The organism is Carnobacterium sp. TMP28 (assembly GCF_047553015.1).
GTDB lineage: Bacteria > Bacillota > Bacilli > Lactobacillales > Carnobacteriaceae > Carnobacterium_A.
Genome location: NZ_CP180212.1, coordinates 816,398 through 841,962 on the forward strand (window position 1 = coordinate 816,398; position 25,565 = coordinate 841,962).

Here is a 25,565-nt window from a genome sequence, read left to right on the forward strand (position 1 = left end):
TATTAAAAGCAGAATTTTTTATACATTATCCATGTATTCAGTTCTTTTTATCCATGTATTCAGTTCTTTTTATTGGTCTTGGATGAGCCATCTTAGTTCAGTATAAAGTGCTTTTTTGTCTATTAGAACAACAGAAATAAATTTATGGAACATATAGTGTTTCATGCAATGCTAATGTCATAAAACATAGAATAGACCACTTATTTCACATAATTTTTGCACAGTAAAAAATGGATTGAGTATGAGAAAAATTCTTCTCATGCTCAATCCATTTTATCTCATCTTTAATTAAGAAAGAATAGAAACCGTTTCATCTAAGTGAAAAGGATCTTCTTTATTAATATGATCGTAGAACATAATGCCATTAATATGGTCAATTTCATGTTGAATTACAATGGCGGAATAATTTTTTAACCGAATCTTTTGTTCTTGACCGTCCAAGTCAAAGTACGTTACGGTTATTCTAGTATGACGAGGAACATATCCAGGAACATCACGATTAACAGAAAGACATCCTTCACCTTCTGATAGACAGGCACTTTGAACAGAGTGACTAATGACTTTAGGGTTAATCATGACGGTACTCAGAATGGGTTCACTTGTTTCATCATCAACGTTAGGTATATGAACAGCAATCATTCTTTTTGAAACATCTAATTGAGGTGCTGCTAGTCCAACTCCAGCACGAAGTTGATATTCTTCTGCTAAATCTGCATCTTGGCTGTTTTTTAGAAACTCTAACATTTCTTGTCCAAGTGTTTTTAGTTCTTCATTGATAGGAAACGAAATTTCCTCTGCAGTTTTTCTTAAAGTAGGGTTGCCCTCCAAAATGATATTTTTCATTGTAATCATTTGTATTTCACTCCTGTAAATAAATTTTCATTATCTATTTTACATAAACATACTTATTTATTGTAAATAGGGTTATTATCAACTTTTTTAATTTTAACAGCTATTTAGCTAAAATGCACGAGCAAATTTATTTTAAAGATATTAGAAAAAACTTCATTTCTAAAACGAAATATGAGATAATTTTAAGAAAGAAACGATAGACTGATTGACGATTGAAGAAAGTAGGGGTAAATAGTATGGAAGAAGCAGCAAAATATATAGAAAATACGTATGCAAAAATACTAAAAAATGATCCTGAACAAACAGAATTTCTACAAGCAGTCAAAGAGTTTATTGGAAGTATTGAGCCGGTATTTACCGCTCATCCTGAATTTATTCAACAAAATATTTTAGAACGAATGATAGAACCAGAAAGAATCATTCAATTCAAAGTTTCTTGGATGACTGATCATGGAGAAGTAAAAGTAAATAGAGGATTTCGTGTTCAGTTTAATTCAGCCATTGGACCTTATAAAGGTGGTCTTCGGTTTCATCCAAGTGTAAACCAGAGTATTGTTAAATTTCTTGGATTTGAACAAGTGTTTAAAAATAGTTTAACAGGGCTTCCTATTGGTGGAGGAAAAGGTGGCAGTGATTTTGACCCTAAAGGCAAATCAGATAATGAAGTGATGCGTTTTTGTCAAAGTTTCATGATGGAATTGCAGCACCACATTGGGCCTAATCTTGATGTCCCAGCTGGAGATATAGGTGTAGGAGCAAGAGAAATAGGTTACCTGTATGGACAGTACAAACGTTTAAATGGGTCTGAAGCAGGTGTATTAACTGGTAAGCCCGTATTTTTAGGGGGTAGCTTGGGTAGAACAGAAGCTACAGGCTATGGAGTAGCTTATTTTACAGATAAAATGCTTCAAGATACGAATAATTCTTTTGAAAATAAAAAAGTAGTTGTTTCGGGTAGCGGGAATGTCGCTATTTATGCTATTCAAAAAGTCCATGAGTTAGGTGGGAAAGTCATTGCATGCTCTGATTCTGATGGTTACATTTGGGATCCGGCTGGGATTGACTATGCTACTATTAAACAAATAAAAGAAGTAGAAAGAAAAAGAATTTCTGAATACATTCACTATCATCCAAAAGCCTATTATTATGAAGGAAGTATTTGGGATATAGAAAAAAGATATCAAGTAGCTTTACCTTGCGCTACTCAGAATGAAATAAATGGTGAAAAAGCTAGAAAGATGATTAGAAATGGAGTTATAGCTGTTGCTGAAGGAGCTAATATGCCTTCCGATTTAGATGCAATTGAAGTTTATCAAGAAGCTAAGATTTTATACGCACCTGGAAAAGCATCAAATGCAGGTGGGGTAGCTGTTTCTGCCTTAGAGATGTCTCAAAATAGTCAACGACTTAGATGGACATTTGAAGAAGTAGATGAAAAGCTAAAAAATATTATGGAATCTATCTATATTGAAGTACGTGATACTGCTAAAACGTATCATACGCCTGGTAACTTTGTTGCAGGAGCCAATATTGCGGGATTTTTAAAAATTGCTCAGTCAATGATTAGTCAAGGACTTGTATAAAAAGAAGGGAACAGATTTAGAAGTCTGTTTCTTTCTTTTTTTTAAAATAAAATGTGTGTTTTTCTTTTGGAAAAGGAAATGTAAGAGAAAAACGTAAAGTTAATGAGAAACTCCTCATTATTTTTCGATTGTGAATAAAAAAATATGATTTGTATTTTATAGTTGCTGTGTCGATTATAATACAGTTTATTTTAAATTATATAACAGTTTAAAGTTTGATTCATCGATTTTATGGTTATTTTTTTTCTATAACAAGATTAATTTTGAAAAAAATAGGGTAAAAATAGTAGTGAAATACTTCACGACTCGAAATAAAAAAAAGAGTTCCAAGTATTTTTCTTATAGAAATGATATTTTATAGCTTGAAAAGCGTTGATATGCTTGCATAACTAGGGAAATAGTGGTAAATTTAATTAGCAAACAGATTGCACTAATACAGTTTGTTTAACTGTATAAAACAGAAAATTATAAAAAATTAGAATGCAATAAGAGAGGAATGGTTTACAAATGGCTAACAAGAAACAACCCGTAGATTTTGAAGCATTGTTAAGCACTGTTGATGCGGCTTTCCCAATGGTACAAATCTTAGATAAGGATGGTAAAGTTGTTAATAAAGACATCATGCCAGATCTGTCAGATGATAAATTAGTGGAATTAATGGAGAAAATGGTTTGGTCGCGTATTTTACATGAACGTTCTATGGCTTTAGCTCGTCAAGGGCGTCTAGGTTTCTATGCTCCAACTGCTGGACAAGAAGCTTCTCAAATGGCAAGTTATTTTGCTTTTGAAAAAGAAGATGAATTGTTCCCAGGATACCGTGATATTCCACAATTAATTCAACATGGGTTACCTGTTTATAAAGCTTTCTTATGGTCTCGCGGACATGCTGAAGGAAGCCAATATCCTGAAGACCTACACGCTATGCCACCTCAAATTATTATTGGTGCTCAAATTATTCAAGCTGCAGGAGCAGGAATTGGATTGAAAAAACGTGGCAAGCCTAACGTTGCTTTCACATATACAGGTGATGGCGGTTCATCACAAGGAGATTTTTATGAAGGAATCAACTTTGCAGGAGCTTACAAGGCTCCAGTAGTATTCTTTATCCAAAATAATGGCTATGCCATCTCTACACCGCGTCACAAGCAAACAGCAGCTACTACGTTAGCTCAAAAAGCTGTTGCAGCAGGAATTCCAGGAATTCAAGTAGATGGTATGGATCCGTTAGCCGTTTATGCAGTTACAAAACAAGCAAGAGAATGGGCAATTGCTGGGAACGGTCCTGTACTAATCGAAACAGTAACCTCTCGTTTTGGTCCTCACTCAACTTCTGGAGATGACCCAACACGTTACCGTGATCAGGAAAGTTTTGACTACTGGGAGCAACGCGATCCACTAATTCGTTTCCGTAACTTCTTAACTGAAAAAGGTCTATGGTCTGAAGAAAAAGAACAAGCATTAATCGAGCAAACTCAAGAAGAAATCAAAGCATCAGCTAAAGAAGCTGACCAAGTACCAAAACAAAAAGTTTCAGACTTTTTGAAAAATATGTACGAAGAGCCTACACAAGTAATTAAAGAACAAATTGCGACTTTTGAAGCAAAGGAGAATAAATAATTATGGCACAAAAAACAATGATTCAAGCAATAACTGAAGCACTTGAACAAGAAATGGAACGCGATCAAGATATTTTAGTATTTGGAGAAGATGTTGGTAAAAATGGTGGAGTATTCCGCGCAACTGCAGGTCTTCAAGAGAAATTCGGCGAAGAAAGAGTTTCAGATACGCCTCTTGCTGAATCAGGTATCGGTGGAATGGCTATTGGTCTAGCGTTACAAGGATTCCGCCCAGTTCCAGAAATTCAATTTATTGGTTTTATCTTTGAAGTGTTAGACTCTATTGCTGGTCAAGCTGCACGTACACGTTACCGTATGAGTGGTACACGTAGCTTACCAATTACAATCCGTATGCCATTTGGTGGTGGAGTTCACACACCAGAAATGCACTCGGATAACTTAGAAGGTTTGATGACGCAATCACCAGGTTTAAAAGTGGTTATTCCTTCAAACCCTTATGATGCAAAAGGGTTATTAATTTCAGCTCTTCGCGACAATGATCCTGTTGTATTTATTGAACACATGAAATTATACCGTTCATTCCGTGATGAAGTGCCTGAAGAATCTTATACTATTCCATTAGGTAAAGCTGCTATTTCTCGTGAAGGTAAAGACGTTTCTGTCATCACTTATGGTGCAATGGTTCGTGAAGCACTTAAAGCAGCTGATGACTTAGAAAAAGAAGGTATCTCTGTAGAAATCGTAGATTTAAGAACCGTTTCTCCATTAGATATTGAAACAATTATTGCATCAGTTGAAAAAACTGGCCGTGTAGTAGTCGTTCAAGAAGCACAACGCCAAGCAGGTGTTGGCGCAATGGTTATGTCTGAAATTGCAGAACGTGCTGTACTTTCATTAGAAGCTCCAATTGGCCGCGTTGCAGCGCCAGATACAGTTTTCCCGTTTGGTTTAGCTGAGAGTGCTTGGTTGCCAAATGCTGCAGATATTGCAGATAAAATAAAAGAAGTTTATAACTTCTAATTTATAAATTATTAGGTGAAAAACAATAGATGTAGACCATTTACTTAGTGATAAATGGGTGCATCTATTGATTTTAAGTTGTCCAGTTAATCTTATGAGTTGTAAAATAGAATTTCTAATATAGAAGGGAAGAAAATTAAAAATGGCTTTTAAATTTAAATTACCAGATGTTGGAGAAGGAATGGCAGAAGGCGAAATCGTAAAATGGCTAGTAGCTGAAGGCGATGTAATTAAAGAGGAAGATTCAATCGTCGAAATTCAAAATGATAAATCAGTAGAAGAAATTGCTTCACCGGTTTCTGGTACGATTAAAAAGATTTTAGTAGCAGAAGGAACGGTTGCTACTGTTGGTCAAGTAATCGTTGAAATTGATGCTCCAGGACATGAAGATGAAGAGGTAGCGACTCCAGTTGCAGTTCAAACTCAAACTGAAGCTCCCGTTTCTCAAGGAAGTTCTTTCTATCAGTTCAAGTTACCCGATGTTGGAGAAGGAATGGCAGAAGGCGAAATCGTGAAATGGTTAGTAGCTGAAGGCGACTTAATTAAAGAGGAAGATTCAATCGTTGAGATTCAAAACGATAAATCAGTAGAAGAAATTGCTTCACCTGTTTCTGGAACAGTTAAAAAGATTTTAGTAGCAGAAGGAACCGTCGCTACTGTTGGTCAAGTAATCGTTGAAATTGATTCACCTGAGCACAATACAGAAAGCGCAACTCCAGCAAGTGCTAATAAATCTCAAGAAACAGCTGGAACAAAAGCTAGCTCACCGGTTGTTAAGTCTTCTGACTCTAACAAACGTGTACAAGCTATGCCTTCTGTTCGTCAGTTTGCTCGCGAAAATAATGTAGACATAACGCTAGTTACACCAACAGGTAAACACAATCGTGTAACAAAAGAAGACATTACTAACTTTAATAAAAACGGTGCAACTCCAGCGGTAAGTTCAGCAAAACAAGAAACGACAACAATTGCAGCGGTTCAAACAAGACAAGCTCCAGCAGTTAAAGCAGTAGCTCCAGCGCCAGCATTTAAATCTAGTCAGACTGAACGTGAAACTCGTGAACCAATGTCTCCAATGCGTAAAGCAATTGCTAGAGCAATGGTAAACAGTAAGGCAACTGCTCCACATGTTACGTTATTTGATGAAGTTGACTCAACTAAATTAATGGCTCATCGTAAGCATTTTAAAGATATTGCAGCAGATAAAGGTATTAAGCTAACTTTCTTACCTTATGTTGTTAAAGCAATTGTTTCTGTTTTGCGTAAATATCCAGCAATGAACGCTTCTATTGATGACACAACAAACGAAGTCGTATACAAACATTACTTTAACATTGGTATTGCTACTGATACTGATCGCGGTTTATTTGTACCAGTTATTAAAGATGCAGATGCTAAGAGTATCTTTACTATTGCAAAAGAGATTACTGAACTTTCAGGCAAAGCAACAGAAGGTAAACTAGCAGCTAATGAAATGAGCAGCGGGTCTATCTCGGTAAGTAATATTGGTTCAATTGGTGGCGGTTGGTTTACACCGGTTATTAACTACCCAGAAGTAGCTATCTTAGGTGTTGGTCGTATTGCTAAAAAAGCAGTGGTAAATGCAGATGATGAGATTGTTGTAGCACCTGTTATGCAGTTATCATTAAGTTTTGATCACCGCATTATCGATGGCGCAACTGCACAAAAAGCAATGAACGAATTAAAAACATTGCTAGCTGATCCAGAATTATTATTGATGGAAGGATAAAGGTGAGTTAAAAATGGTAGTAGGAGATTTCGCAATAGAGTTAGATACAGTTGTTATTGGTTCAGGCCCAGGAGGATATGTTGCAGCAATACGTGCTGCTCAAATGGGGCAAAAAGTAGCCATCGTAGAAAGAGAAAATATCGGAGGCGTTTGTTTAAACGTTGGTTGTATACCATCAAAAGCTTTAATCAGTGCAGGACACCATTATCAAGACGCTATGCATTCAGAGACTTTTGGAATCACAGCTGAAAATGTTGTTTTAGACTTTGCTAAAACCCAAGAATGGAAAAACAATAAAGTTGTTTCGACTCTTACTAAAGGTGTCGAAAGTTTATTGAAAAAAAATAAAATTGAAATTTTAAGAGGAGAAGCTTACTTCAACGACGAGCATACTATGCGTGTTATGGGAGAAAAAACTGGCCAAACGTATTCTTTTAATAATGCAATCGTTGCAACCGGTAGCCGTCCAATTGAAATCAAAGGTTTCAAATTTGGCAAACGTGTTATTGACTCAACAGGTGGCTTAGCACTTCTTGAAGTACCTAAAAAATTAATTGTTGTTGGTGGAGGCTATATTGGTAGCGAACTTGCTGGCGCATATGCTAACTTAGGCGCTGAAGTAACTATTTTAGAAGGAACAGATTCTATTATGCCTACTTTTGAAAAAGATATGATTAAATATGTTACAACAAATTTTGCTAAAAAAGGTGTAACAATTGAGACATCTGCAATGGCTAAAGAAGCGATTCAAACTGAAAACGGTGTAACGGTTAAATATGAAGTAAACGGCACAGAAAAATCAATTGATGCTGATTATGTGATGGTAACTGTTGGTCGTCGACCTAACACAGATGAGCTTGGTCTAGAAGGTGCAGGAGTTGAAATGACTGACCGTGGGTTAGTTAAAGTAGATGAGCAAGGACGTACAAGCGTTAAAAACATTTTTGCTATTGGAGATATCGTTCCTGGTGCAGCATTGGCTCACAAAGCAAGTTATGAAGCTAAGATTGCTGCAGAAGCTATTTCTGGTAAAAAAGTAGCTGTTGATTACAAAGCAATGCCAGCTGTAGCCTTTACAGATCCAGAATTAGCTGTTGTAGGACTAACTCTTGCAGAAGCTAAAGAAAAAGGGATGGATGTTAAAGCATCTAAATTCCCATTAGCTGGTAATGGACGTGCCCTTTCTTTAAATGCAACAGAAGGTTTTGTACGTCTAGTAACAAATAAAGAAGATGGCTTAATCGTTGGAGCGCAAATCGCTGGTATCGGTGCTAGTGATGTCATTGCTGAAATAGGATTAGCTATTGAGGCTGGAATGGTAGCGGAAGATATTGCATTAACTATTCATGCTCACCCATCTTTAGCTGAAACAGTTATGGATGCTTCAGAATTAGCATTAGGTTTACCAATCCACATGTAATGTAGTTAAATTCAAACTGTCTTAATTGTTCCAATGGAGACGTGTTCATAATAAAAAAAGCACTTATTCTTAATTTGAATAAGTGTTTTTTTGCATATAGTAAAGTAAATTATAAAAAATTTGGTATAATAAGAAAAAGCAGAAATGCGACAAACTTTCTTTTCTCATTAAGTAATAGAATTAAATAGGTTGTTGGAGGGGATTTAGTGAGTAAAGAACAAGAGAAAAAGATTATTATTGTAGGTACGGATGAAGTAACTTACTTGTTTGCTTTTTTAACTATGTTAAAACCAATAGTTGCAAGCATTTTATTTTATGAATTTCCGTCCTTAGAAAAAAATAAATTAAAGGATCTAAAGTATGCATCCTCTTTTTCGTCAGCACGTTCTTTCACGGTTGCTAATGCCAAGGATTTTCTCACAACTGATTTATTAATTATAACGGCGCAAGAGGAGAGAAAAGAAGGGGAATCAAATGATAGTTATATTAGAAGGAATATAGCACTCATTCGTAAGGTAATCAAAAAAGCAATGGCTAACGGGTTTAATGGATTAATTTTAATTGCTACAGAACCAACAGATATGTTCACCTATCTTATTTGGAAATTTTCAGGTCTTCCCAAAGAAAAAATAGTCGGATTAGGTACATTTATAGATTCTACATTCTTCAGACAACTATTAAGCAAGAAATTATCTGTAGCTTCTAGAGATATTAATGCCTTTATTGTTGGTGGAAGTTCACAAGGAAGTCAACTCACAACTTGGAGTCGCTCTAATGTTGGCGGAACGCCAATTCTTAGTCTAATGATGAATAAAAAGAGTTTTTTAAATGAAAATGATAGAATAAATATTGATTCCTTTCTTTCAGAAAGAGATTTATTTTCAAGAGAGTCAAACTCTTATTTCACAACGGCATCTGCCTTAATTGAGTTAACCCAATTTATTTTTTATGACGAAAAAGCATTAGTTACGTTGGTACATTTAGTTGATTTAGATGATTTGATGAATATTCCATTATCTTTACCAGTTTTACTTGGAAAAAATGGTACAACTAAGGTATCTGAACTTGTTTTTTCGGAGTCAGAAAAAAAAGAATTGTTTAGAGTAGCAAAAGAAACTCGTAACTATTTAGATTGGATAGAAAAAGGTTAAAGGAGCATACAATGGAAAATAAAAGTTATAGTTACCCAATGGATTACGATTGGACAAAAGAGGAAATGACAAAAGTAATTAATTTATGGCGAGCAGTTGAATTAGCCTATGAAATTGGAATAAAAAAAGAGCAGTTTTTGATAAGTTATCGTGAATTTAAAGAAGTTATCCCATCTATTGGAGAAGAAAAAAAATGGAGTCGTCAATTTGAATCTGTTTCTGGCTATTCTGTCTATTCGGTCTTTCAAGAATCTAAAAAAACAGATAAAAAAACTATTTTCATGGATGATAATAAAGGAAATAAATAGATATTCATTTTAAATCAGTTAAGCTAAAAGAAAGGAAGTGAGTTCTTGAATAGACTAATTGAGCGAGATGAACTAATTATAAAATGGCTCTATGAAGCTGCAGAGATAAGTAAAAAATCTTTTAAACAAATGATTAGTATAGAAGAAAAAACAACTCGTACAGATTTAGTAACAAATATTGATAAGAAAATCGAACATTTTTTTATTGAAAAAATAAATACGTATTTTCCTGGAGAAAGAGTCTTAGGAGAGGAAAGTTCAAAGCAGCCCTTCACAGAATTGAAAGGGATTATTTGGATAATAGATCCTATCGATGGAACATTAAATTTTGTAAAGCAAAAAAGTGATTTTGCTATTATGATAGGTGTTTATGAAAATGGTATAGGTCACTTAGGCTATATATACGACGTTATGAGAGATGAGCTTTATTCGGCTACAAAAAATCAAGGAGCTTACCTGAATGGAAAACAGCTAGAACCGGTTGATGATATCTCTTTACGAGAAGGACTTATCGCAATCAGTCACCGCTTGATGACTAGTGAAAAGAATGATAATGCAAGAAAAATCGGAAGAGCTAGTAGTGGAGTGCGTATGATTGGTTCAGCCGGTCTTGAAACGACGCGAGTAGCGACAGGAAAGTTAGTTGCTTATATTGGAGCATCTCTAGCTCCTTGGGATATCGCTGCTGGTAAAGTAATAGCAGAAGAATTGGGATTAAATTATACACAGCTAAATGGAGAAGAAATTGATATGCTATCTCATAATAAAACAGTTGTCGCGACACCATCTGCTCATAAAGAAATAATAAAAAACTTTAGATAAGGGAATAGGTAAATAAGGAATCTACTATAGGATGAATGAAAACAAAGATAGCTCAATGAATAAAGAAAATTCTTGAAACACCTATAGATAGAACGTTTTTTTTAAAAAAATAAAAAATATACCGCTAACAGCAACTTTTTTCTTTTCAATCTTTTGTTTTAGTGTTAGACTGTACAAGTTGATAGTTGTCTTCATAAGTTTTCAATGCGTTTTCATTCTGAAATGAGCAGAAACTTATGAAAAGTTCAAGTGCATAAATTGGATAAATTAATTTTCATGTTGATAGATAGCCAATCAGAAGTATTGAAATAATGATAAGAATCATGGAGGAATATAGTAATGATAAGAAGAGAAGACCTTAGAAACGTAGCCATAATTGCCCACGTTGATCACGGCAAAACAACATTGGTTGATGAATTATTGAAGCAATCTGACACCCTACATTCTCACAACAAATTAGCTGAGCGTGCAATGGATTCGAATGCGATTGAACAAGAACGTGGTATTACAATCTTAGCTAAAAATACAGCTGTTAAATACAAAGACACTCACATTAATATCTTGGATACACCTGGCCATGCTGACTTTGGTGGTGAAGTAGAGCGTATCATGAAAATGGTTGACGGAGTAGTTTTAGTTGTTGACTCATATGAAGGTACAATGCCTCAAACAAGATTTGTATTGAAAAAAGCATTAGAACAAAAATTAGTACCCATCGTAGTTGTTAATAAAATCGATAAAGATGCAGCTCGTCCAGCAGAAGTTGTTGATGAAGTTCTTGAATTATTTATTGAATTAGGTGCAGATGATGAGCAGTTAGAATTCCCTGTTATCTATGCTTCTGCTATGAATGGAACAAGTAGTTTATCTGACGATAAAGAAGATCAAGAAGACACAATGAACTATATCTTCGATACAATTCTTAGCGAAATTCCTGCTCCTATTGATAACTCAGACGAACCATTGCAATTCCAAGTATCTTTATTGGATTACAGTGATTACGTTGGAAGAATTGGTATTGGACGTGTATTCCGTGGTAAAATCAAAGTCGGAGATAGCGTTACATTGAGTAAATTAGATGGATCTACTAAAAACTTCCGTGTAACCAAATTGCTTGGTTTCTTCGGTCTAGAACGTGTTGAGATTGATGAAGCAAAAGCAGGAGATTTAATTGCAGTATCTGGTATGGAAGATATTTTTGTAGGAGAGACAGTTACACCTACAAACCATGTTGATCCACTGCCAATACTTCATATTGATGAGCCTACTTTACAGATGACTTTCTTAGTAAATAACTCTCCATTCGCAGGACGCGAAGGGAAATGGGTTACATCTCGTAAAATTGAAGACCGTTTAATGTCTGAATTGCATACCGATGTTTCTATGCGTATTGAAAACACCGCATCACCTGATGCTTGGATTGTTTCTGGACGCGGAGAATTACACTTGGCTATTTTAATTGAGAATATGAGACGTGAAGGATACGAGTTGCAAGTATCTCGTCCTGAAGTTATTTTACGTGATTTTGATGGAGTTCAGTGTGAGCCTTTTGAATTAGTACAAATTGATACTCCTGAAGAATATATGGGATCAATCATTGAATCTTTAAGTGCTCGTAAAGGCGAAATGCAAGATATGGTTAACAATGGCAATGGACAAGTTAAATTAACTTTCTTAGCTCCAGCTCGTGGCTTAATTGGTTACTCTACCGAGTTCCTTTCAATGACAAGAGGATACGGAATTATGAATCATACTTTCGATCAATATCTTCCACGTTTGAGAACTAAAATTGGTGGACGTCGTAATGGCGCATTAGTTTCAACTGAAACTGGTAAAACAACAACTTACGGGATTATGGGAGTCGAAGACCGAGGAACAATCTTCATCGAGCCTTCAACAGAGATATACGAAGGAATGATTGTTGGAGAAAACTCTCGTGAAAACGATATTACTGTTAACATTACAAAAGCTAAGCAAAAGACTAACGTCCGTTCTGCTAATAAAGACCAGACAAACGTTATCAAAGCTCCTCGTCATTTAACTTTAGAAGAATCATTAGAATTCTTGGGTGATGATGAGTATTGTGAGATTACACCAGAAAGTATTCGTTTACGTAAACAAGTTTTAAACAAAAATGAACGTGAAAAATCAGCTAAGAAAAATAAAGCTTCTCAAATAGGTTAAACCTATTTTAAAAAGCTACTCAATGAGTTTAAATCATTGAGTAGCTTTTTTTGCTTTTTATAAAGAAGAAAGAGAAAATAGTGGTAGATTAGTTTTAGTTTTATAAGAATACCTGTGCTTTCGTATTGTTGGATGACCTTATTGTTGATATAATAAAATTGTTCTATTAAAGGAGGAAGATTTATGCTGAATAATGTTCAGAAAAAAGAGGCTCTGGAAGTCTTATTAGAAGATGCGACAAAAATCTTTCAACTTATTGATAATCAAAAAAATCAGTTGTGTTTAACTGAGTGCCCTGCTTTTAATGAAATTGTTGATACTCAAATGTTTGGACTATCAAAAGAAATTTCTTTTGCAAAAAAAATTGGAGTCATCAACTCAACTGAAGGTGACCGTATTTTAAGTGATTTAGAAAAAAAATTAAATGATTTGTACACGAAAGCTTATAATGAAAAGTATGTATGATGAAAAAGGGGGCCAAAGGCTTCTTTTAAGCCGATAGTATGTTAAAAAAAATAATGAATAAGTTGAAATATTTAGACCAGTTTGTTTTTATACCTTATTTTGTCTTATCTATATTCGGTATTTTAATGGTTTATAGTGCTAGTAGTTATGCTGTAATTGGCCAAGGTAAACCTCCAGAATATTATTTTTTGAGACAAGCTGTATTTGTATGTGTAGGTCTATTTTTTAGTGTATTTATCTTTTCAATTAAATACAGTCATTTAAAATATAAAAAATCAATCAAATATACAATTTTATTCACAGTAGTGCTGCTAATCTATCTTCTTATTTTTGGTGAAGAAATCAATGGAGCAAAAGGCTGGATTGATATTGGTATAGTTGGAATACAACCAGCTGAATTTGCGAAACTATCGGTTATTTGGTATTTTGCTTATATTTTTTCTCGAAGGCAGCAACAAATTATTCGTAATTTTTTGTCTTCTATGAAACAACCCACTTACTTGTTCGGTATGATTCTTTTTTTGATTATTATTCAGCCAGACGTAGGAGGAGCAGTCATTATCTTGTTTATTGGCATTATCATGATATTTGCTAGTGGTGTTTCTACTAAATTAGGTGTTACGATGGGAACTTTTGGTATTGCTCTTATTTTAGGAGCAGTTGAATTGGTACGTACTTTTGGAACGAGACTGCCTCTTTTACAGACGTATCAATACAATCGTTTTTTAGCTTTTTGGGATCCTTTTGAAGTTTCTGAAAGTGCGGGACTTCAATTAGTCAATTCCTATTATGCTCTCAGCAGAGGAGGGATTTTTGGCGTAGGAATTGGACAGAGTGTCCAAAAAACAGGCTATTTACCTGAACCGTATACAGATTTCATTGTCTCTATTTTAGGAGAAGAGTTAGGTTTATTAGGAGTAGTAATGATCTTGAGCTTATTTTGTTTTTTAATACTACGAATTTATTTAATTGCAATTCGTACAAAAGATCCTTTCGGTTCATTATTGTGTATTGGAATTGCGACAATGTTTTTAGTTCAAGGTTCAATCAATTTAGGAGGTGTTCTAGGACTCTTACCGATTACAGGTGTAACATTCCCTTTTATTAGTTATGGTGGTTCTAGCACACTGGTGTTGGCTATGTCGATAGGCTTGGTCTTAAATGTAAGTGCAATGAATAAAAAAAATGAAATTGAAAAATTGAACGATAAAGGATAAGTAAAATGAGAGAGTATAAAAAATAATCGGATGACTTAGGAGTGAGACAATGAAAAAAGTATTAGTAGCTAATCGAGGAGAAATAGCCATCCGAATATTCCGCGCTTTAACGGAACTTCATATTGGAACTGTTGCTGTGTATGCACAAGAAGACGAAGGATCTGTTCATCGATTCAAAGCAGATGAAGCCTACTTAGTAGGAGAAGGAAAGAAACCGATAGAGGCTTATTTAGATATTGAAGATATGATTCGTATCGCAAAAGATTCTAATGCGGATGCTATTCATCCTGGATATGGTTTTTTATCAGAAAACTTGAATTTTGCTAGACGTTGTGAAGAAGAAGGAATTATTTTCATTGGTCCTGAATTGCATCATTTAGATATTTTTGGAGATAAACTTAAGGCTAAAGAAGCAGCAATAGCAGCTGGAATAAAATCCATACCAGGTTCAAAAGGACCTGTTTTAACTGTTGAAGAAGTCATAGAATTTGGTGAGACTTTTGGCTATCCTATTATGATAAAGGCAGCACTAGGAGGTGGCGGAAGAGGAATGCGTGTGGCTTATGCCGTTGAAGAAGTGAAAGATAGTTTTGAAAGAGCGCGCAGTGAAGCAAAGTCTGCATTTGGAAATGATGATATTTACGTAGAACGCTATATTCAAGATCCTAAGCATATCGAAGTTCAAATATTAGGAGATACCCACGGAAACATTGTTCATTTATATGAGCGGGATTGCTCAGTACAACGCCGGCATCAAAAAGTTGTAGAGGTTGCGCCATGTGTTTCTATTCCAGATGAATTGCGTCTCGAAATGTGTGAGTCAGCTGTTCAATTGATGAAACATGTTGGTTATGTCAACGCAGGAACGGTTGAATTTTTACTTGAAGGTAGTGATTTTTATTTTATTGAGGTAAATCCACGCGTACAAGTAGAGCATACGATTACAGAACTTATCACAGGAATTGATATCGTCCAAGCTCAAATTTTAATTGCGCAAGGAAAAAATTTGCACAGTGAAATAGCTATTCCAGCTCAAGAGCATATCCCTTTGATGGGTGCAGCTATTCAGTGTCGTATAACGACTGAAGATCCGTTGAATGGATTTTTACCTGATACTGGGAAAATAGATACGTATCGTTCTCCAGGTGGTTTTGGAATACGCTTAGATGCAGGTAATGGTTTTCAGGGTACCGTCGTTTCGCCATTTTTTGATTCTTTACTTGTTAAAGTCTGTACGCACGCATCTACATTTGAATTAGCTGCACAAAAAATGACGCGATCTTTGAGAGAATTTCGTATTCGTGGTGTAAAAACAAATATTCCCTTTATGGATAATGTTATTTCTCATCCTGTTTTTCTTTCAGGAGAAGCGAAAACAACGTTTATTGATTCAACTCCTGAACTTTTTGTATTCTCAAAAGTTCGTGATAGAGGAAATAAGACAATGAAATACATTAGTACGATTACAGTGAATGGTTTCCCAGGTGTTGAACAGGCTCCGAAGAAATTTTATGAACCTGCTAGAAGACCTAAGAAACTAATGTTACTACATGATAGTCCACTAAATGCAAAAAATATTTTAGAAAAACAAGGTGCAGATGCAGTGGTAGACTGGATAAAACACACAAAAGAAGTCTTGTTAACAGATACAACGTTTAGAGATGCTCATCAAAGCTTGCTAGCAACTCGTGTTCGAACACAAGATTTTCTGAATATTGCTGCAGAAACAGAAAAAGCTATTCCACAATTATTTTCTTCTGAAGTTTGGGGAGGGGCAACTTTTGATGTTGCCTATCGTTTCTTGAATGAAGATCCATGGGAACGTTTAGAGAAACTGAGATACGAGATGCCGAACACTCTTTTGCAGATGTTATTTAGAGGTTCTAATGCAGTAGGGTATCAAAATTATCCTGATAATGTCATTGAATCATTTATCCAGCAAGCAGCTAAAAGTGGAGTAGACGTCTTTCGTATTTTTGATAGTTTGAATTGGATTCCTCAAATGGAGAAAAGTATTCAAGTTGTCAGAGATACAGGTAAGATAGCTGAAGCATCTATTTGTTATACAGGTGACATCAATGATCCGCTAAGAACGAAATATACGATTGATTATTACAAGGAAATGGCCAGAGAATTAGAGAAACAAGGTGCACACATCATCGCAATTAAAGATATGGCTGGAATTTTAAAACCTGAAGCAGCGTATCGTTTAGTTAGTGAATTAAAAGAAACGGTTCAAGTGCCAATCCACCTGCACACACATGATACAAGTGGAAATGGGATATTCACTTATGCTTTAGCCGTTAAAGCTGGTGTAGATATTGTCGATGTTGCTATGAGCGCTATGTCCAGTGCGACGAGTCAGCCAAGCATGAGTAGTCTTTATTATTCTTTACTAGGGACAAAACGAGTTCCGTCTATAAATATTGGGAATGTCCAGCAAATTAATCATTACTGGGAAGATGTAAGAACACGTTATAGTGATTTTGAAAATGGAGTAAGTGCTCCTCAAACAGAAGTTTACCAACATGAGATGCCAGGAGGCCAATATTCTAATCTTAAACAACAAGCTAAAGCAGTTGGACTAGCAGATAAATGGGATGAGATTAAAAAAGTATATGCCCTAGTTAATCAGATGTTTGGTGACATCATTAAAGTAACCCCATCTTCAAAAGTCGTTGGAGATATGGCGTTATTCATGGTGCAAAATGAACTAACTGAAGAAGATATCTATAACAAAGGTCAATCAATTGATTTTCCAGAGTCTGTCATCAGCTTTTTCATGGGAGATTTAGGCCAGCCAGTTGGTGGCTTCCCAGAGAAATTACAAAAAATTGTTTTGAAAACAAGTCAGCCGATTACAGTTCGACCTGGAGTCTTAGCGAATCCAATTGATCTTAACCAAACTAAAATAAATTTAGCCAAACTAATTAATAAAGAGCCTTCTAACGAAGATGTGTTAAGCTATATCATGTATCCTGAAGTATTTTTAGATTATCAAAAAAATTATGATCAATTCGGTGATGTAACGGTTCTAGATACAGCGACGTTTTTTCATGGGATGCGGACAGGTGAATCCATTGAAGTCCAGATTGAAAAGGGTAAGACACTAATTATTAAATTAAATCAGATTGGTGAACCAAACTCTGAAGGAAATCGTACAATGTATTTTGATTTAAATGGTCAAGGCCGAGAAATTGTAGTAAAAGATAGAAGTATTACGAGTACAAAGGTTGTTCGTAAAAAGGCGGAACCAACAAATAAAGAACATGTCGGTGCTACCATGCCTGGTTCGATTATAGAAGTTCTAGTTTCAAAAGGAGAACGCGTTAGCCAAGGGGATCCAATTGTTATTACGGAAGCAATGAAAATGGAAACAACAATAAAAGCTGCTTTTGATGGCGTGATTGATCAAATTTATGTAGAAGCAGATAATCTCATTGAAACAGGCGATTTATTGATTGAGATGATTGCGAAATAAGCGTCAGTAAGGAGTATCTAAAAAATGAAAACAATTTTGAGAACACTACCAATTTTTTTGGTTTTAATGCTCTTAACCTATTTTGTTCCTCAAATTATTTCTGATAATCCTTCTGAAATTGTTACTCAAAAGAAAAATGTATCGGAGTTAAAAAAAGAAGCTAAAACCAACTCTATCCCTCCAGTTAAACAAGAGATTTTTCCACTTGAAGGAATAGGTCAGTATGTAGGGGGAACCTTAGATTTACTTGAAAAAAAATATGGCCGTCCTTTGCGTATTGAACCAACTTCATATAGCTATGAATGGTGGGTTTATGGCGATAATGAAAAAGATTATTTTCAAGTCGGCGTTTCAAAAGAAGATAAAATTGTATCTCTATTCGTTCTAGGGTCAACACTGGATGTTTCACCATTCAAAGTAGGTATGGATATATCAGAAGTTTATCAACTAACTCCCTTATACCCAACTTTTTCTATTGAATATGAAAACAAAGATTATACAATCGAACTATCAGAAAATGATTTGAATTATCACCCAATAGTTATGTTTGAAAAAAATATTTTTTCAATCTTAATGGTGGATAGAAAAACGAATAAAATTAATGCTATTCGTTATGTAAATAAACAAACCTTGCTTCAATCGGATATTTACGAAGTGTTTCCTCAGAATGAAGGCATTACAAAGAAAAATCTAATAAAAGAAGTAGAAGATGAAAAAGGAAAGATAAAAGAAGTAGAAGTTCCTCTTAATGCGCTGAGAAAAAGATACAATTTATCCGAATTAACCTATAACAAAGAGCTTTCTTCTATTGCTAAAGCTATTTTCATTAATCAAGAAAAAATGACTCTTGAACAATCAAATGAAGAAGCAAAGAAAAGAGAATCATCTCTAGTAGAGGGCTCAATAAAAATAGAATCCTCAAATGAAAATGAAACGATTCAGGACAAGTTTGTGGATGAAGTAAAGTTACCTCCTTTAACGAGTAAAGAGACTCAAGATTACCTGAAATTAAATAAGCTAACGTTATTAGAAAATCGTATTGTTTATTCTAATCAGTTTACGAATCCAACTTGGCTAATTACCTATTGGTTTAGTCTTGAAAATCAACGAACAATCCTGACTGATCCTCTAATGAAAAGATTCGGCGTTGCTTTTCGTGGTGAAGAAGTCCTGTTAATATTAGATAAACCAGAAGAACTAATTATAAAATAAGAAAGGGGGATGTTAGTTGGAACTTATATTAAGTGAAAGACAAGGGATAATCATTTGGGTTTATAGCCTGAGGCATATGAAAACACTTAAGCGATTTGGTTTGATTCATTATGTATCAAAGAGAATGAAATACGTTGTTATCTATGTCAATCGGACAGAACTAGAAACGACTATTCGTAAGCTCAAAGAGTTGCATTTCGTTCGACAAGTAGAACCCTCGTATAGACCATTGATTAATATGGATTTTAAAGAAGTGCTTAAAAAAGTAACGCCTAGAAAAGAAGTTGAAGAAGTTGAAGAATTTACTCAGCTAGATACAGAGTTTGAAAGTCAGTTAATTAAAAATAATCATATTATAAAAGAACACGAAGTTAGAACTAGTTAATGTTGATTATGATGGCAATAGTACTATAGCAAAAAACAGATTGAATGGTTTAAAAGATTAAAGAGGGAGGATTTTGTTTCTCCCTCTTTTTTTAAAGAATAGAAAAGAAAGTTGGTATTTTTTGATGAGAGTAATTTCTGGTAACTATGGTGGAAGAAAGTTGAAATCTGCTCCAGGTGAGAATACTAGGCCAACATCTGATAAAGTAAAAGAATCTATTTTTAATATAATTGGACCTTACTTTGATGGTGGAAGATGTTTGGACTTATTTGCAGGTAGTGGTGGTTTGTCCATCGAGGCTATTTCTAGAGGAATGGACCATGCTGTATTAGTTGATAATGATTCAACAGCAATTAAAATAATAAAAGAAAATATTGAAATGACTAAAGAAACAACCAAATTTGATGTTTACCGAAGTGATGCGAATCGGGCTATTGAAATGTTGGCAACTAAAAATAGTCCATTTGATTTATTGTTTATAGATCCGCCTTATTTTGAACAAGACGTTATTAAACAACTTGAAAAAATTCTTTCTTTAAATCTTTTAGCAGACAAATCAGTAATTGTTTGTGAAGTCGGTAGAAAAGTTGATTTGCCAGATGAAATTGGAGAAGCAAAGCAGTTCAGATCGACGGTTTATGGAGCAAGTAAACTAGTGTTGTATGAAGTTTTCAATGAGGGAGCTCTTTAATATGGTTAAGAATGCATTATTTCCAGGAAGTTTTGATCCACTAACAAATGGGCACATGGATACAATTGAACGTTCTGCTAAATTAGTGGACCATCTTTTCATTGCTGTAGCAACGAATACGTCTAAAAAAAATTTATTTGATGTAAATGAAAAAATAAAATTAATACAATTAGCAACTAAACAGCTGAAGAATGTTTCTGTTATCGAACACACAACAGGTTTGACAGTAGATTTAGCCAAAAAAGTTGGAGCAAACGTACTAATTAGAGGATTACGCAATGCTGAAGATTTTGAATATGAAATGAATATTGCTGCTATGAACAAAACACAAAATTTAGAAATTGAAACCATTATCCTAATGGCTTCACAACAACACCGATTTCTAAGCTCAAGTTTAATCAAAGAGGTCTCTCTTTTTGGTGGAGATATTTCTAAATTAGTGCCATTTGATGTCGATAAAGCAATAAAAAAAAAGTATGCTGATTTAAAAAGAGAAACTGACAACTCTTAGAATAGCTGCTATGTAAGGGTGATTGTAATGAAAAAAATAAAAAATAATAAAACCATTAGTTTAGTTGTTGCGACTCTATTTCTTGTTTTAGGATTGACCGTTCCTCTCCCTTACTATATTGAAGCGCCAGGCTCAGCAGTTCGATTAAATGAGTTAATTGAAGTCAATAATAAAGTTGATGAAAATCCAGGAAGTTTTATGTTAACGACCGTTTCAATTCGTAGAGCTACACCTTTAATTTACTTTACAAAATACTTGCCTTTTCATGAAGGAGTAACCAAGAAAGAACTCTTTGGTACAACAGAATCAAGTCAAGAGTATGATAATTTACAAAAATACTATATGGATAGTTCAATTAATGCAGCTATTGAGTTAGCCTATAAGACAGCAAATGAAGAGTATACATTAAACTATGAAGGAATTTATGTGATGTCTATTTTACCAGAGTCAAATTTTTCTGAAAAACTATTTGTTGGAGATACAGTAACAGCATTAGACAGTCAAAAATTTAAGAGTTCTGCTGAATTTATTGACTATGTAAAAAGTAGAAGTCCTGGACAAGCTATTGCGGTTACGTATCAACGAGAGAATAAAGAGAATACTATTTCTGCTCCTTTGATAGAGATAGAACAAACTAAAGCAGCTGGGTTAGGTATTAGTTTAGTTGACCGTACCTCAATAGAAACAGATATACCTGTTTCTATTGATTCAGAAGATATCGGAGGGCCTTCTGCCGGGTTTATGTATACTCTTCAACTATATGCACAATTAATCAAGCAAGATTTACGTAAAGGCAATGAGATTGCTGGAACAGGCACCATTTCACCTGATGGAACAATTGGGCGAATTGGTGGAATTGATAAAAAAGTTGTAGCGGCTAGTAAAGAAGGAGCAACAATCTTTTTTGCACCGGATGATTCCATTAATTCGGTCATTAAAAAAAATTATCCAAACACACAATCAAATTATGAAGAAGCTTTAAAAGCAGCTGAAAAAATAGATACTGAAATGAAAATTATTCCCGTTAAACACTTTCAAGATGCTATAAACTATTTAAAACAATTAAAATAAAACACACTTCCCAAGACACTTAACAGTCTGGGGGGTGTGTTTTATTTTTATGCCAAAACCTAATAGAAAAATGGGCTTAATAATAAAGTTAAACCTACCTAATTGCGGATAATTTAGTAGATACGATAAATTCAGAGGAGGTAATGCTAGATGATTGAAAAAATTAAAATAGAACTAATAAAAAGAAAATCACTATTAGCGATTAGTTCAATTATTATTTGCCTGTTGATTATCTTCTTTTTAGTTTTTAATCTTATTTTTGAATCAGAAACAACTATCCAGTCAGATGAATCTCAAACTGATTTTTATATTAGTCATGCTTCTTCACTCCAAAGTAGCCTTGTTTCAGATGAAAATGAAAACAAAAATAAGCAAGAAACAGTTGTAACGACCTCTATTTTTGTTGATGTTAAGGGTGCTGTTCAATTACCAGGAGTCTATGAAATAAACTCAGAAACGCGTTTGACAGATGTCATTATTTTGGCCGGTGGATTCTTGCCAACAGCTGATCAAAGCAAGGTTAATCTTTCTCAAAAGTTAACCGATCAGATGATGATTACGATACCTGTATTAGGAGCAGAAAACTCAAATATAGATACAAATAATAAGGAAGGAAATCTACCAATAGTGAGTAGTCCATTAAATGAAACAAATGAAACACAAACAGATAAAGTAAACCTCAATACTGCAGATATCGTTGAACTACAAACACTATCCGGGATTGGTGAAAAAAAAGCTGAACGTATTTTACAATATAGGCAAGAAAAGGGGTCATTTAAAACTGTTGAAGAATTAAAAGAAGTTTCTGGCATTGGCGATAAAACATTTGAAGCATTAGCTGAATTTATTAGTGTGGGCACAGATTGATTATTTTATTTACGAAAGATTGAAAACGTAGAAAAGCTTTTGTATACTAATAGAAACGTTTAGTATATGAACTGATTATTAATTGGATAATAAAATGAAATCAAATTGGAGGAACAAGTGATGGTGGAAAGAATCCCATGGAACCAATATTTTATGTCACAAAGCCTATTGCTTTCTTTAAGAAGTACCTGTACTAGACTAACTGTTGGAGCTACGATAGTAAGAGAAAAACGCATTATTGCTGGTGGCTATAATGGCTCTGTAAGCGGAGATAAGCATTGTATTGATGAAGGATGTTACGTGGTAGACGGTCACTGTATCCGTACGATACATGCTGAAATGAATGCTATCTTACAATGTGCAAAATTCGGTGTACAAACAGAAGGGGCAGAAATATATGTTACTCACTTTCCTTGTCTTCAATGCACTAAAATGATTCTTCAATCAGGAATAAAAAAAATATATTATTTAGAAGATTATCACAATAATGAATACGCATTAAATTTAATTGAACAAGCCCACGTTCAATGCGAAAAAGTTTTTCTATCAGAAAACTTTTTTAAAGAATTGAAATTTTAAGCTAATGATTTTATTAAAAAAAATTGCTGTAGACAGTATTAACTGTAATTAAAAAATGAGAAGTTATTTCTTATTTCCAGCGATACTTGGTTTAATAAGTTCACTAATCGTTTTAACATCAATGCATTGGCTAGCAGTTATGGTGTATCTCATTTTCTTGTTACGTCTGTATAAGACTAAAAGATTAACGTTAATTATTGGCTCACTACTCTTATCCTTTTTGGTTATTTTGGTTACAAACGTTCATCAGTGGACAAATCAAACTAAATTAACTACTGAAGACAAAAATTTTACATTAATTATTAAACCAGATCAAATAAAAATAGATGGTGATCAACTGCAGTTTTACGCAACGACTGACAAATCAGCTAATACGCTGCCAATAGCCGAAAAATTGGTTGTTTTTTACACGCTTAATTCGATAAAAGAAAAAAAGATCTGGGAATCACAAACAACTATAGTTACTGTTACGATTTCAGGTAATTTAGAACAGCCAGAGAAGAATCGAAATCAAAATCAATTTAATTATCAAACATTTTTAAAACGTAAAAAAGTGCATTGGATTTTAAAAGCTGAAACAATTCAATCGTTGTATCAACCGAAATCTACTTTTTTGACTAAATTAAAACCAGCGAATATGAGAATGGCTTTGTTAAAACAGATTGATAAGAAATTTACAGTGAAAGTCTCTCAATACATGAAAACACTCCTTTTTGCTGATTTAAATTCTCTTGATAAAACAACTATCCAACAGTTTAAAGAAATAGGGATCATTCATTTGCTGAGCATCTCAGGATTACATATTCAATTTTTTTTGACGGGGCTAGTTTATTTGTTGTGGCGAATAGGAGTGACTAAAGAGACAACATTTTATATTATGCTGATTGTTTTGCCTTTTTATGGAAATTTGACTGGCTGGGGTACAAGTGTCTATCGAGCAATTGTGATGTCGTTAATTTTATTAACTTGTTCCCATTTTAAAAAAGTTGTTTCCAGTCTAGATGTTTGGTCATGGACATTATTATCTGCTATTCTTATTGATCCTTACCAATTATTTTCAGTAGGCTTTCAATTAAGCTATCTTTTAAGTTTAGTGTTATTGATTCTGTCACAAACCTATTTTACTGTTTCAAGATTCCCTATTATTACGAACTTTATGATTTCTTTTATCCTTATGTTAGTTTCTATTCCAATATTATCTTATCATTTTTTTGAATTTTCTTGGATTGGAATTTTTGCTAATCTGCTTTTTGTCCCTTTATTTACTTGGCTATTGTTGCCAATATTTATTGTTCTATTGATCTCATCTTTTATTTTTTATCAAAGCTCCTTTTTTCAATACAGTGTACTAAGTACTGAAAAAATGTTAACTATTATCGAAAAAATAGCTGAGATGATTAGCGAGTTACCTTTTATCACAATTGTTACTGGAAGAGTCCCTCTTTTTTTAACGCTAATTTTTAGTTGTTCTCTAATTTATTTTATTTTAACATTAGAAGAGAATAGAAATAGTATAAATAGAAGACTATTCAGTACCTTATTATTAATTATCTCATTCATTCTTTTTAGCAACTATCAACGTTATTCTCCTTTTGATAAAGTAATTGTAATCGACGTAGGACAAGGAGATTCGATAATAATAAAAAAATCGTTTGGAAGAGGGAACTACCTAATTGATACTGGGGGCTCTATAGCTTTTGAGACACAAGAATGGCAAAAGAGAAAAAATCCTTCTTCACTAGCTAAACGAGTAGTCATACCGACTCTGAAATCACAAGGGATAGGGAGTTTGGATCAGGTACTCATTTCTCATGGAGATGAGGATCACTGTGGCGCTTTATTGGATTTGACACAATCTATTAAAGTGAAAGAGCTAATTTTTCCTGTAGGAACATTAAATAAGCCCTCTTTTCAAAAAGCTGTTTCAAAGATAGCTGACTCTAAGACAGTGATTCATGAGATTATTGCATCAGAAGAAAAAATAACAGCTGTCAATTCGACATTAGCTGTATTGTGGCCACTTTCTCCAGGAAAAGGAGACAATAATGATTCTATGGTTTTATATGGAAAAATAGGGTCCTATTTTTGGTTATTTACAGGAGATATTGAAGATGGGGAGAATCAATTAATTCAACATTATCCAAATTTAAAGGTAGATGTTTTAAAAGTAGCTCATCATGGAAGTCAAACATCCACTAGTCAGAATTTTATTGATTTTATTCAGCCAAAGTATACATTAATTTCTTGTGGAGTAAATAATCGGTACAATCATCCCAATTCAGAAGTACTTAATCGGATTCAATCTAGTCAAATCTATCGAACAGATACAAATGGAGCGATTCATTTCAACTATATAAAAATAGGTAAAAATGGATATAAAGAGTCTTTTTATCCAATTCTTAAAGAAAAAGACTGATTG

General features: G+C 34.1%; 21 protein-coding genes. 20 read left to right on the forward strand and 1 reads right to left on the reverse strand.

What is annotated here, in order from left to right:
* Positions 1-288 precede the first annotated feature (288 nt).
* Positions 289-852 (reverse strand): peptide deformylase, encoded by a 564-nt coding sequence (gene def / locus ACMHYH_RS03965; RefSeq protein ID WP_414840060.1) that lies wholly within the window; start codon positions 850-852, stop codon positions 289-291.
* A 236-nt stretch (positions 853-1,088) separates the two neighbouring features.
* Between def and gdhA the strand changes: the two genes are divergently transcribed.
* The 20 genes from gdhA to ACMHYH_RS04065 all read left to right on the forward strand — a co-directional run bounded on the left by gdhA (position 1,089) and on the right by ACMHYH_RS04065 (position 25,562).
* Positions 1,089-2,435 (forward strand): NADP-specific glutamate dehydrogenase, encoded by a 1,347-nt coding sequence (gene gdhA / locus ACMHYH_RS03970; RefSeq protein ID WP_414840061.1) that lies wholly within the window; start codon positions 1,089-1,091, stop codon positions 2,433-2,435.
* A 507-nt stretch (positions 2,436-2,942) separates the two neighbouring features.
* Positions 2,943-4,052: a pyruvate dehydrogenase (acetyl-transferring) E1 component subunit alpha gene (pdhA, locus tag ACMHYH_RS03975; protein WP_414840062.1), complete on the forward strand. Its 1,110-nt coding sequence runs from the start codon at positions 2,943-2,945 to the stop codon at positions 4,050-4,052.
* Between the two features lie 2 nt (positions 4,053-4,054).
* Entirely contained in the window at positions 4,055-5,032 is a 978-nt protein-coding gene (locus ACMHYH_RS03980; protein WP_414840063.1) for an alpha-ketoacid dehydrogenase subunit beta, read from the forward strand.
* A gap of 142 nt (positions 5,033-5,174) precedes the next feature.
* Complete coding sequence (locus tag ACMHYH_RS03985) at positions 5,175-6,782, forward strand: dihydrolipoyllysine-residue acetyltransferase (protein WP_414840064.1); 1,608 nt, start codon at positions 5,175-5,177, stop codon at positions 6,780-6,782.
* A 13-nt stretch (positions 6,783-6,795) separates the two neighbouring features.
* The gene (lpdA, locus tag ACMHYH_RS03990) at positions 6,796-8,202 is read left to right on the forward strand and encodes a dihydrolipoyl dehydrogenase (RefSeq protein WP_414840065.1); all 1,407 of its coding nucleotides are present in this window, start codon (positions 6,796-6,798) and stop codon (positions 8,200-8,202) included.
* A 206-nt stretch (positions 8,203-8,408) separates the two neighbouring features.
* On the forward strand, positions 8,409-9,353 hold the full coding sequence (locus tag ACMHYH_RS03995; protein ID WP_414840066.1) for a lactate/malate family dehydrogenase: 945 nt from the start codon (positions 8,409-8,411) through the stop codon (positions 9,351-9,353).
* 11 nt (positions 9,354-9,364) lie between these two features.
* On the forward strand, positions 9,365-9,661 hold the full coding sequence (locus ACMHYH_RS04000) for a UPF0223 family protein (protein ID WP_414840067.1): 297 nt from the start codon (positions 9,365-9,367) through the stop codon (positions 9,659-9,661).
* Positions 9,662-9,706: 45 nt separating this feature from the next.
* Positions 9,707-10,483 carry an inositol monophosphatase family protein gene (locus ACMHYH_RS04005; protein ID WP_414840068.1) on the forward strand — a complete coding sequence of 259 codons (777 nt, stop codon included), beginning with the start codon at positions 9,707-9,709 and terminating at the stop codon, positions 10,481-10,483.
* Positions 10,484-10,822: 339 nt separating this feature from the next.
* Positions 10,823-12,667: a translational GTPase TypA gene (typA, locus tag ACMHYH_RS04010; RefSeq protein WP_414840069.1), complete on the forward strand. Its 1,845-nt coding sequence runs from the start codon at positions 10,823-10,825 to the stop codon at positions 12,665-12,667.
* Between the two features lie 183 nt (positions 12,668-12,850).
* Entirely contained in the window at positions 12,851-13,132 is a 282-nt protein-coding gene (locus ACMHYH_RS04015; RefSeq protein ID WP_414840070.1) for a DUF1507 family protein, read from the forward strand.
* Positions 13,133-13,185: 53 nt separating this feature from the next.
* A complete protein-coding gene (locus ACMHYH_RS04020; RefSeq protein ID WP_414840071.1) occupies positions 13,186-14,349 on the forward strand; it encodes an FtsW/RodA/SpoVE family cell cycle protein in 1,164 nt (387 codons plus the stop codon).
* A 49-nt stretch (positions 14,350-14,398) separates the two neighbouring features.
* Positions 14,399-17,830, forward strand: a complete 3,432-nt coding sequence (locus ACMHYH_RS04025) for a pyruvate carboxylase (protein ID WP_414840072.1) — start codon at positions 14,399-14,401, stop codon at positions 17,828-17,830.
* A gap of 24 nt (positions 17,831-17,854) precedes the next feature.
* Complete coding sequence (locus ACMHYH_RS04030; protein WP_414840073.1) at positions 17,855-19,042, forward strand: CAP-associated domain-containing protein; 1,188 nt, start codon at positions 17,855-17,857, stop codon at positions 19,040-19,042.
* Between the two features lie 76 nt (positions 19,043-19,118).
* Positions 19,119-19,427, forward strand: a complete 309-nt coding sequence (locus ACMHYH_RS04035; RefSeq protein ID WP_414840341.1) for a YlbG family protein — start codon at positions 19,119-19,121, stop codon at positions 19,425-19,427.
* Between the two features lie 124 nt (positions 19,428-19,551).
* Entirely contained in the window at positions 19,552-20,118 is a 567-nt protein-coding gene (rsmD, locus tag ACMHYH_RS04040) for a 16S rRNA (guanine(966)-N(2))-methyltransferase RsmD (RefSeq protein ID WP_414840342.1), read from the forward strand.
* Position 20,119: 1 nt separating this feature from the next.
* Positions 20,120-20,629 carry a pantetheine-phosphate adenylyltransferase gene (gene coaD, locus ACMHYH_RS04045; protein WP_414840074.1) on the forward strand — a complete coding sequence of 170 codons (510 nt, stop codon included), beginning with the start codon at positions 20,120-20,122 and terminating at the stop codon, positions 20,627-20,629.
* A gap of 27 nt (positions 20,630-20,656) precedes the next feature.
* The gene (locus ACMHYH_RS04050) at positions 20,657-21,700 is read left to right on the forward strand and encodes a SepM family pheromone-processing serine protease (protein ID WP_414840075.1); all 1,044 of its coding nucleotides are present in this window, start codon (positions 20,657-20,659) and stop codon (positions 21,698-21,700) included.
* A gap of 150 nt (positions 21,701-21,850) precedes the next feature.
* Positions 21,851-22,567 carry a helix-hairpin-helix domain-containing protein gene (locus tag ACMHYH_RS04055; protein ID WP_414840076.1) on the forward strand — a complete coding sequence of 239 codons (717 nt, stop codon included), beginning with the start codon at positions 21,851-21,853 and terminating at the stop codon, positions 22,565-22,567.
* A 123-nt stretch (positions 22,568-22,690) separates the two neighbouring features.
* Positions 22,691-23,146, forward strand: coding sequence for a ComE operon protein 2 (locus tag ACMHYH_RS04060; RefSeq protein WP_414840343.1), 456 nt, complete (start codon positions 22,691-22,693; stop codon positions 23,144-23,146).
* A gap of 55 nt (positions 23,147-23,201) precedes the next feature.
* Positions 23,202-25,562: a DNA internalization-related competence protein ComEC/Rec2 gene (locus ACMHYH_RS04065; protein WP_414840077.1), complete on the forward strand. Its 2,361-nt coding sequence runs from the start codon at positions 23,202-23,204 to the stop codon at positions 25,560-25,562.
* The last annotated feature ends 3 nt before the right edge of the window (positions 25,563-25,565 follow it).

Bases quoted from the DNA above. Each gene is read 5' to 3' on its own strand.
- ACMHYH_RS04055 (WP_414840076.1), top strand. From the start codon at position 21,851: ATGATTGAAAAAATTAAAATAGAACTAATAAAAAGAAAATCACTATTA.
- ACMHYH_RS04065 (WP_414840077.1), top strand. From the start codon at position 23,202: ATGAGAAGTTATTTCTTATTTCCAGCGATACTTGGTTTAATAAGTTCA.
- ACMHYH_RS04015 (WP_414840070.1), top strand. From the start codon at position 12,851: ATGCTGAATAATGTTCAGAAAAAAGAGGCTCTGGAAGTCTTATTAGAA.
- ACMHYH_RS04050 (WP_414840075.1), top strand. From the start codon at position 20,657: ATGAAAAAAATAAAAAATAATAAAACCATTAGTTTAGTTGTTGCGACT.
- ACMHYH_RS03985 (WP_414840064.1), top strand. From the start codon at position 5,175: ATGGCTTTTAAATTTAAATTACCAGATGTTGGAGAAGGAATGGCAGAA.
- typA (WP_414840069.1), top strand. From the start codon at position 10,823: ATGATAAGAAGAGAAGACCTTAGAAACGTAGCCATAATTGCCCACGTT.
- ACMHYH_RS04000 (WP_414840067.1), top strand. From the start codon at position 9,365: ATGGAAAATAAAAGTTATAGTTACCCAATGGATTACGATTGGACAAAA.
- pdhA (WP_414840062.1), top strand. From the start codon at position 2,943: ATGGCTAACAAGAAACAACCCGTAGATTTTGAAGCATTGTTAAGCACT.
- rsmD (WP_414840342.1), top strand. From the start codon at position 19,552: ATGAGAGTAATTTCTGGTAACTATGGTGGAAGAAAGTTGAAATCTGCT.
- ACMHYH_RS04020 (WP_414840071.1), top strand. From the start codon at position 13,186: ATGAATAAGTTGAAATATTTAGACCAGTTTGTTTTTATACCTTATTTT.
- lpdA (WP_414840065.1), top strand. From the start codon at position 6,796: ATGGTAGTAGGAGATTTCGCAATAGAGTTAGATACAGTTGTTATTGGT.
- gdhA (WP_414840061.1), top strand. From the start codon at position 1,089: ATGGAAGAAGCAGCAAAATATATAGAAAATACGTATGCAAAAATACTA.
- def (WP_414840060.1), bottom strand. From the start codon at position 852: ATGATTACAATGAAAAATATCATTTTGGAGGGCAACCCTACTTTAAGA.
- ACMHYH_RS04035 (WP_414840341.1), top strand. From the start codon at position 19,119: ATGAAAACACTTAAGCGATTTGGTTTGATTCATTATGTATCAAAGAGA.
- ACMHYH_RS04030 (WP_414840073.1), top strand. From the start codon at position 17,855: ATGAAAACAATTTTGAGAACACTACCAATTTTTTTGGTTTTAATGCTC.
- coaD (WP_414840074.1), top strand. From the start codon at position 20,120: ATGGTTAAGAATGCATTATTTCCAGGAAGTTTTGATCCACTAACAAAT.
- ACMHYH_RS04025 (WP_414840072.1), top strand. From the start codon at position 14,399: ATGAAAAAAGTATTAGTAGCTAATCGAGGAGAAATAGCCATCCGAATA.
- ACMHYH_RS03980 (WP_414840063.1), top strand. From the start codon at position 4,055: ATGGCACAAAAAACAATGATTCAAGCAATAACTGAAGCACTTGAACAA.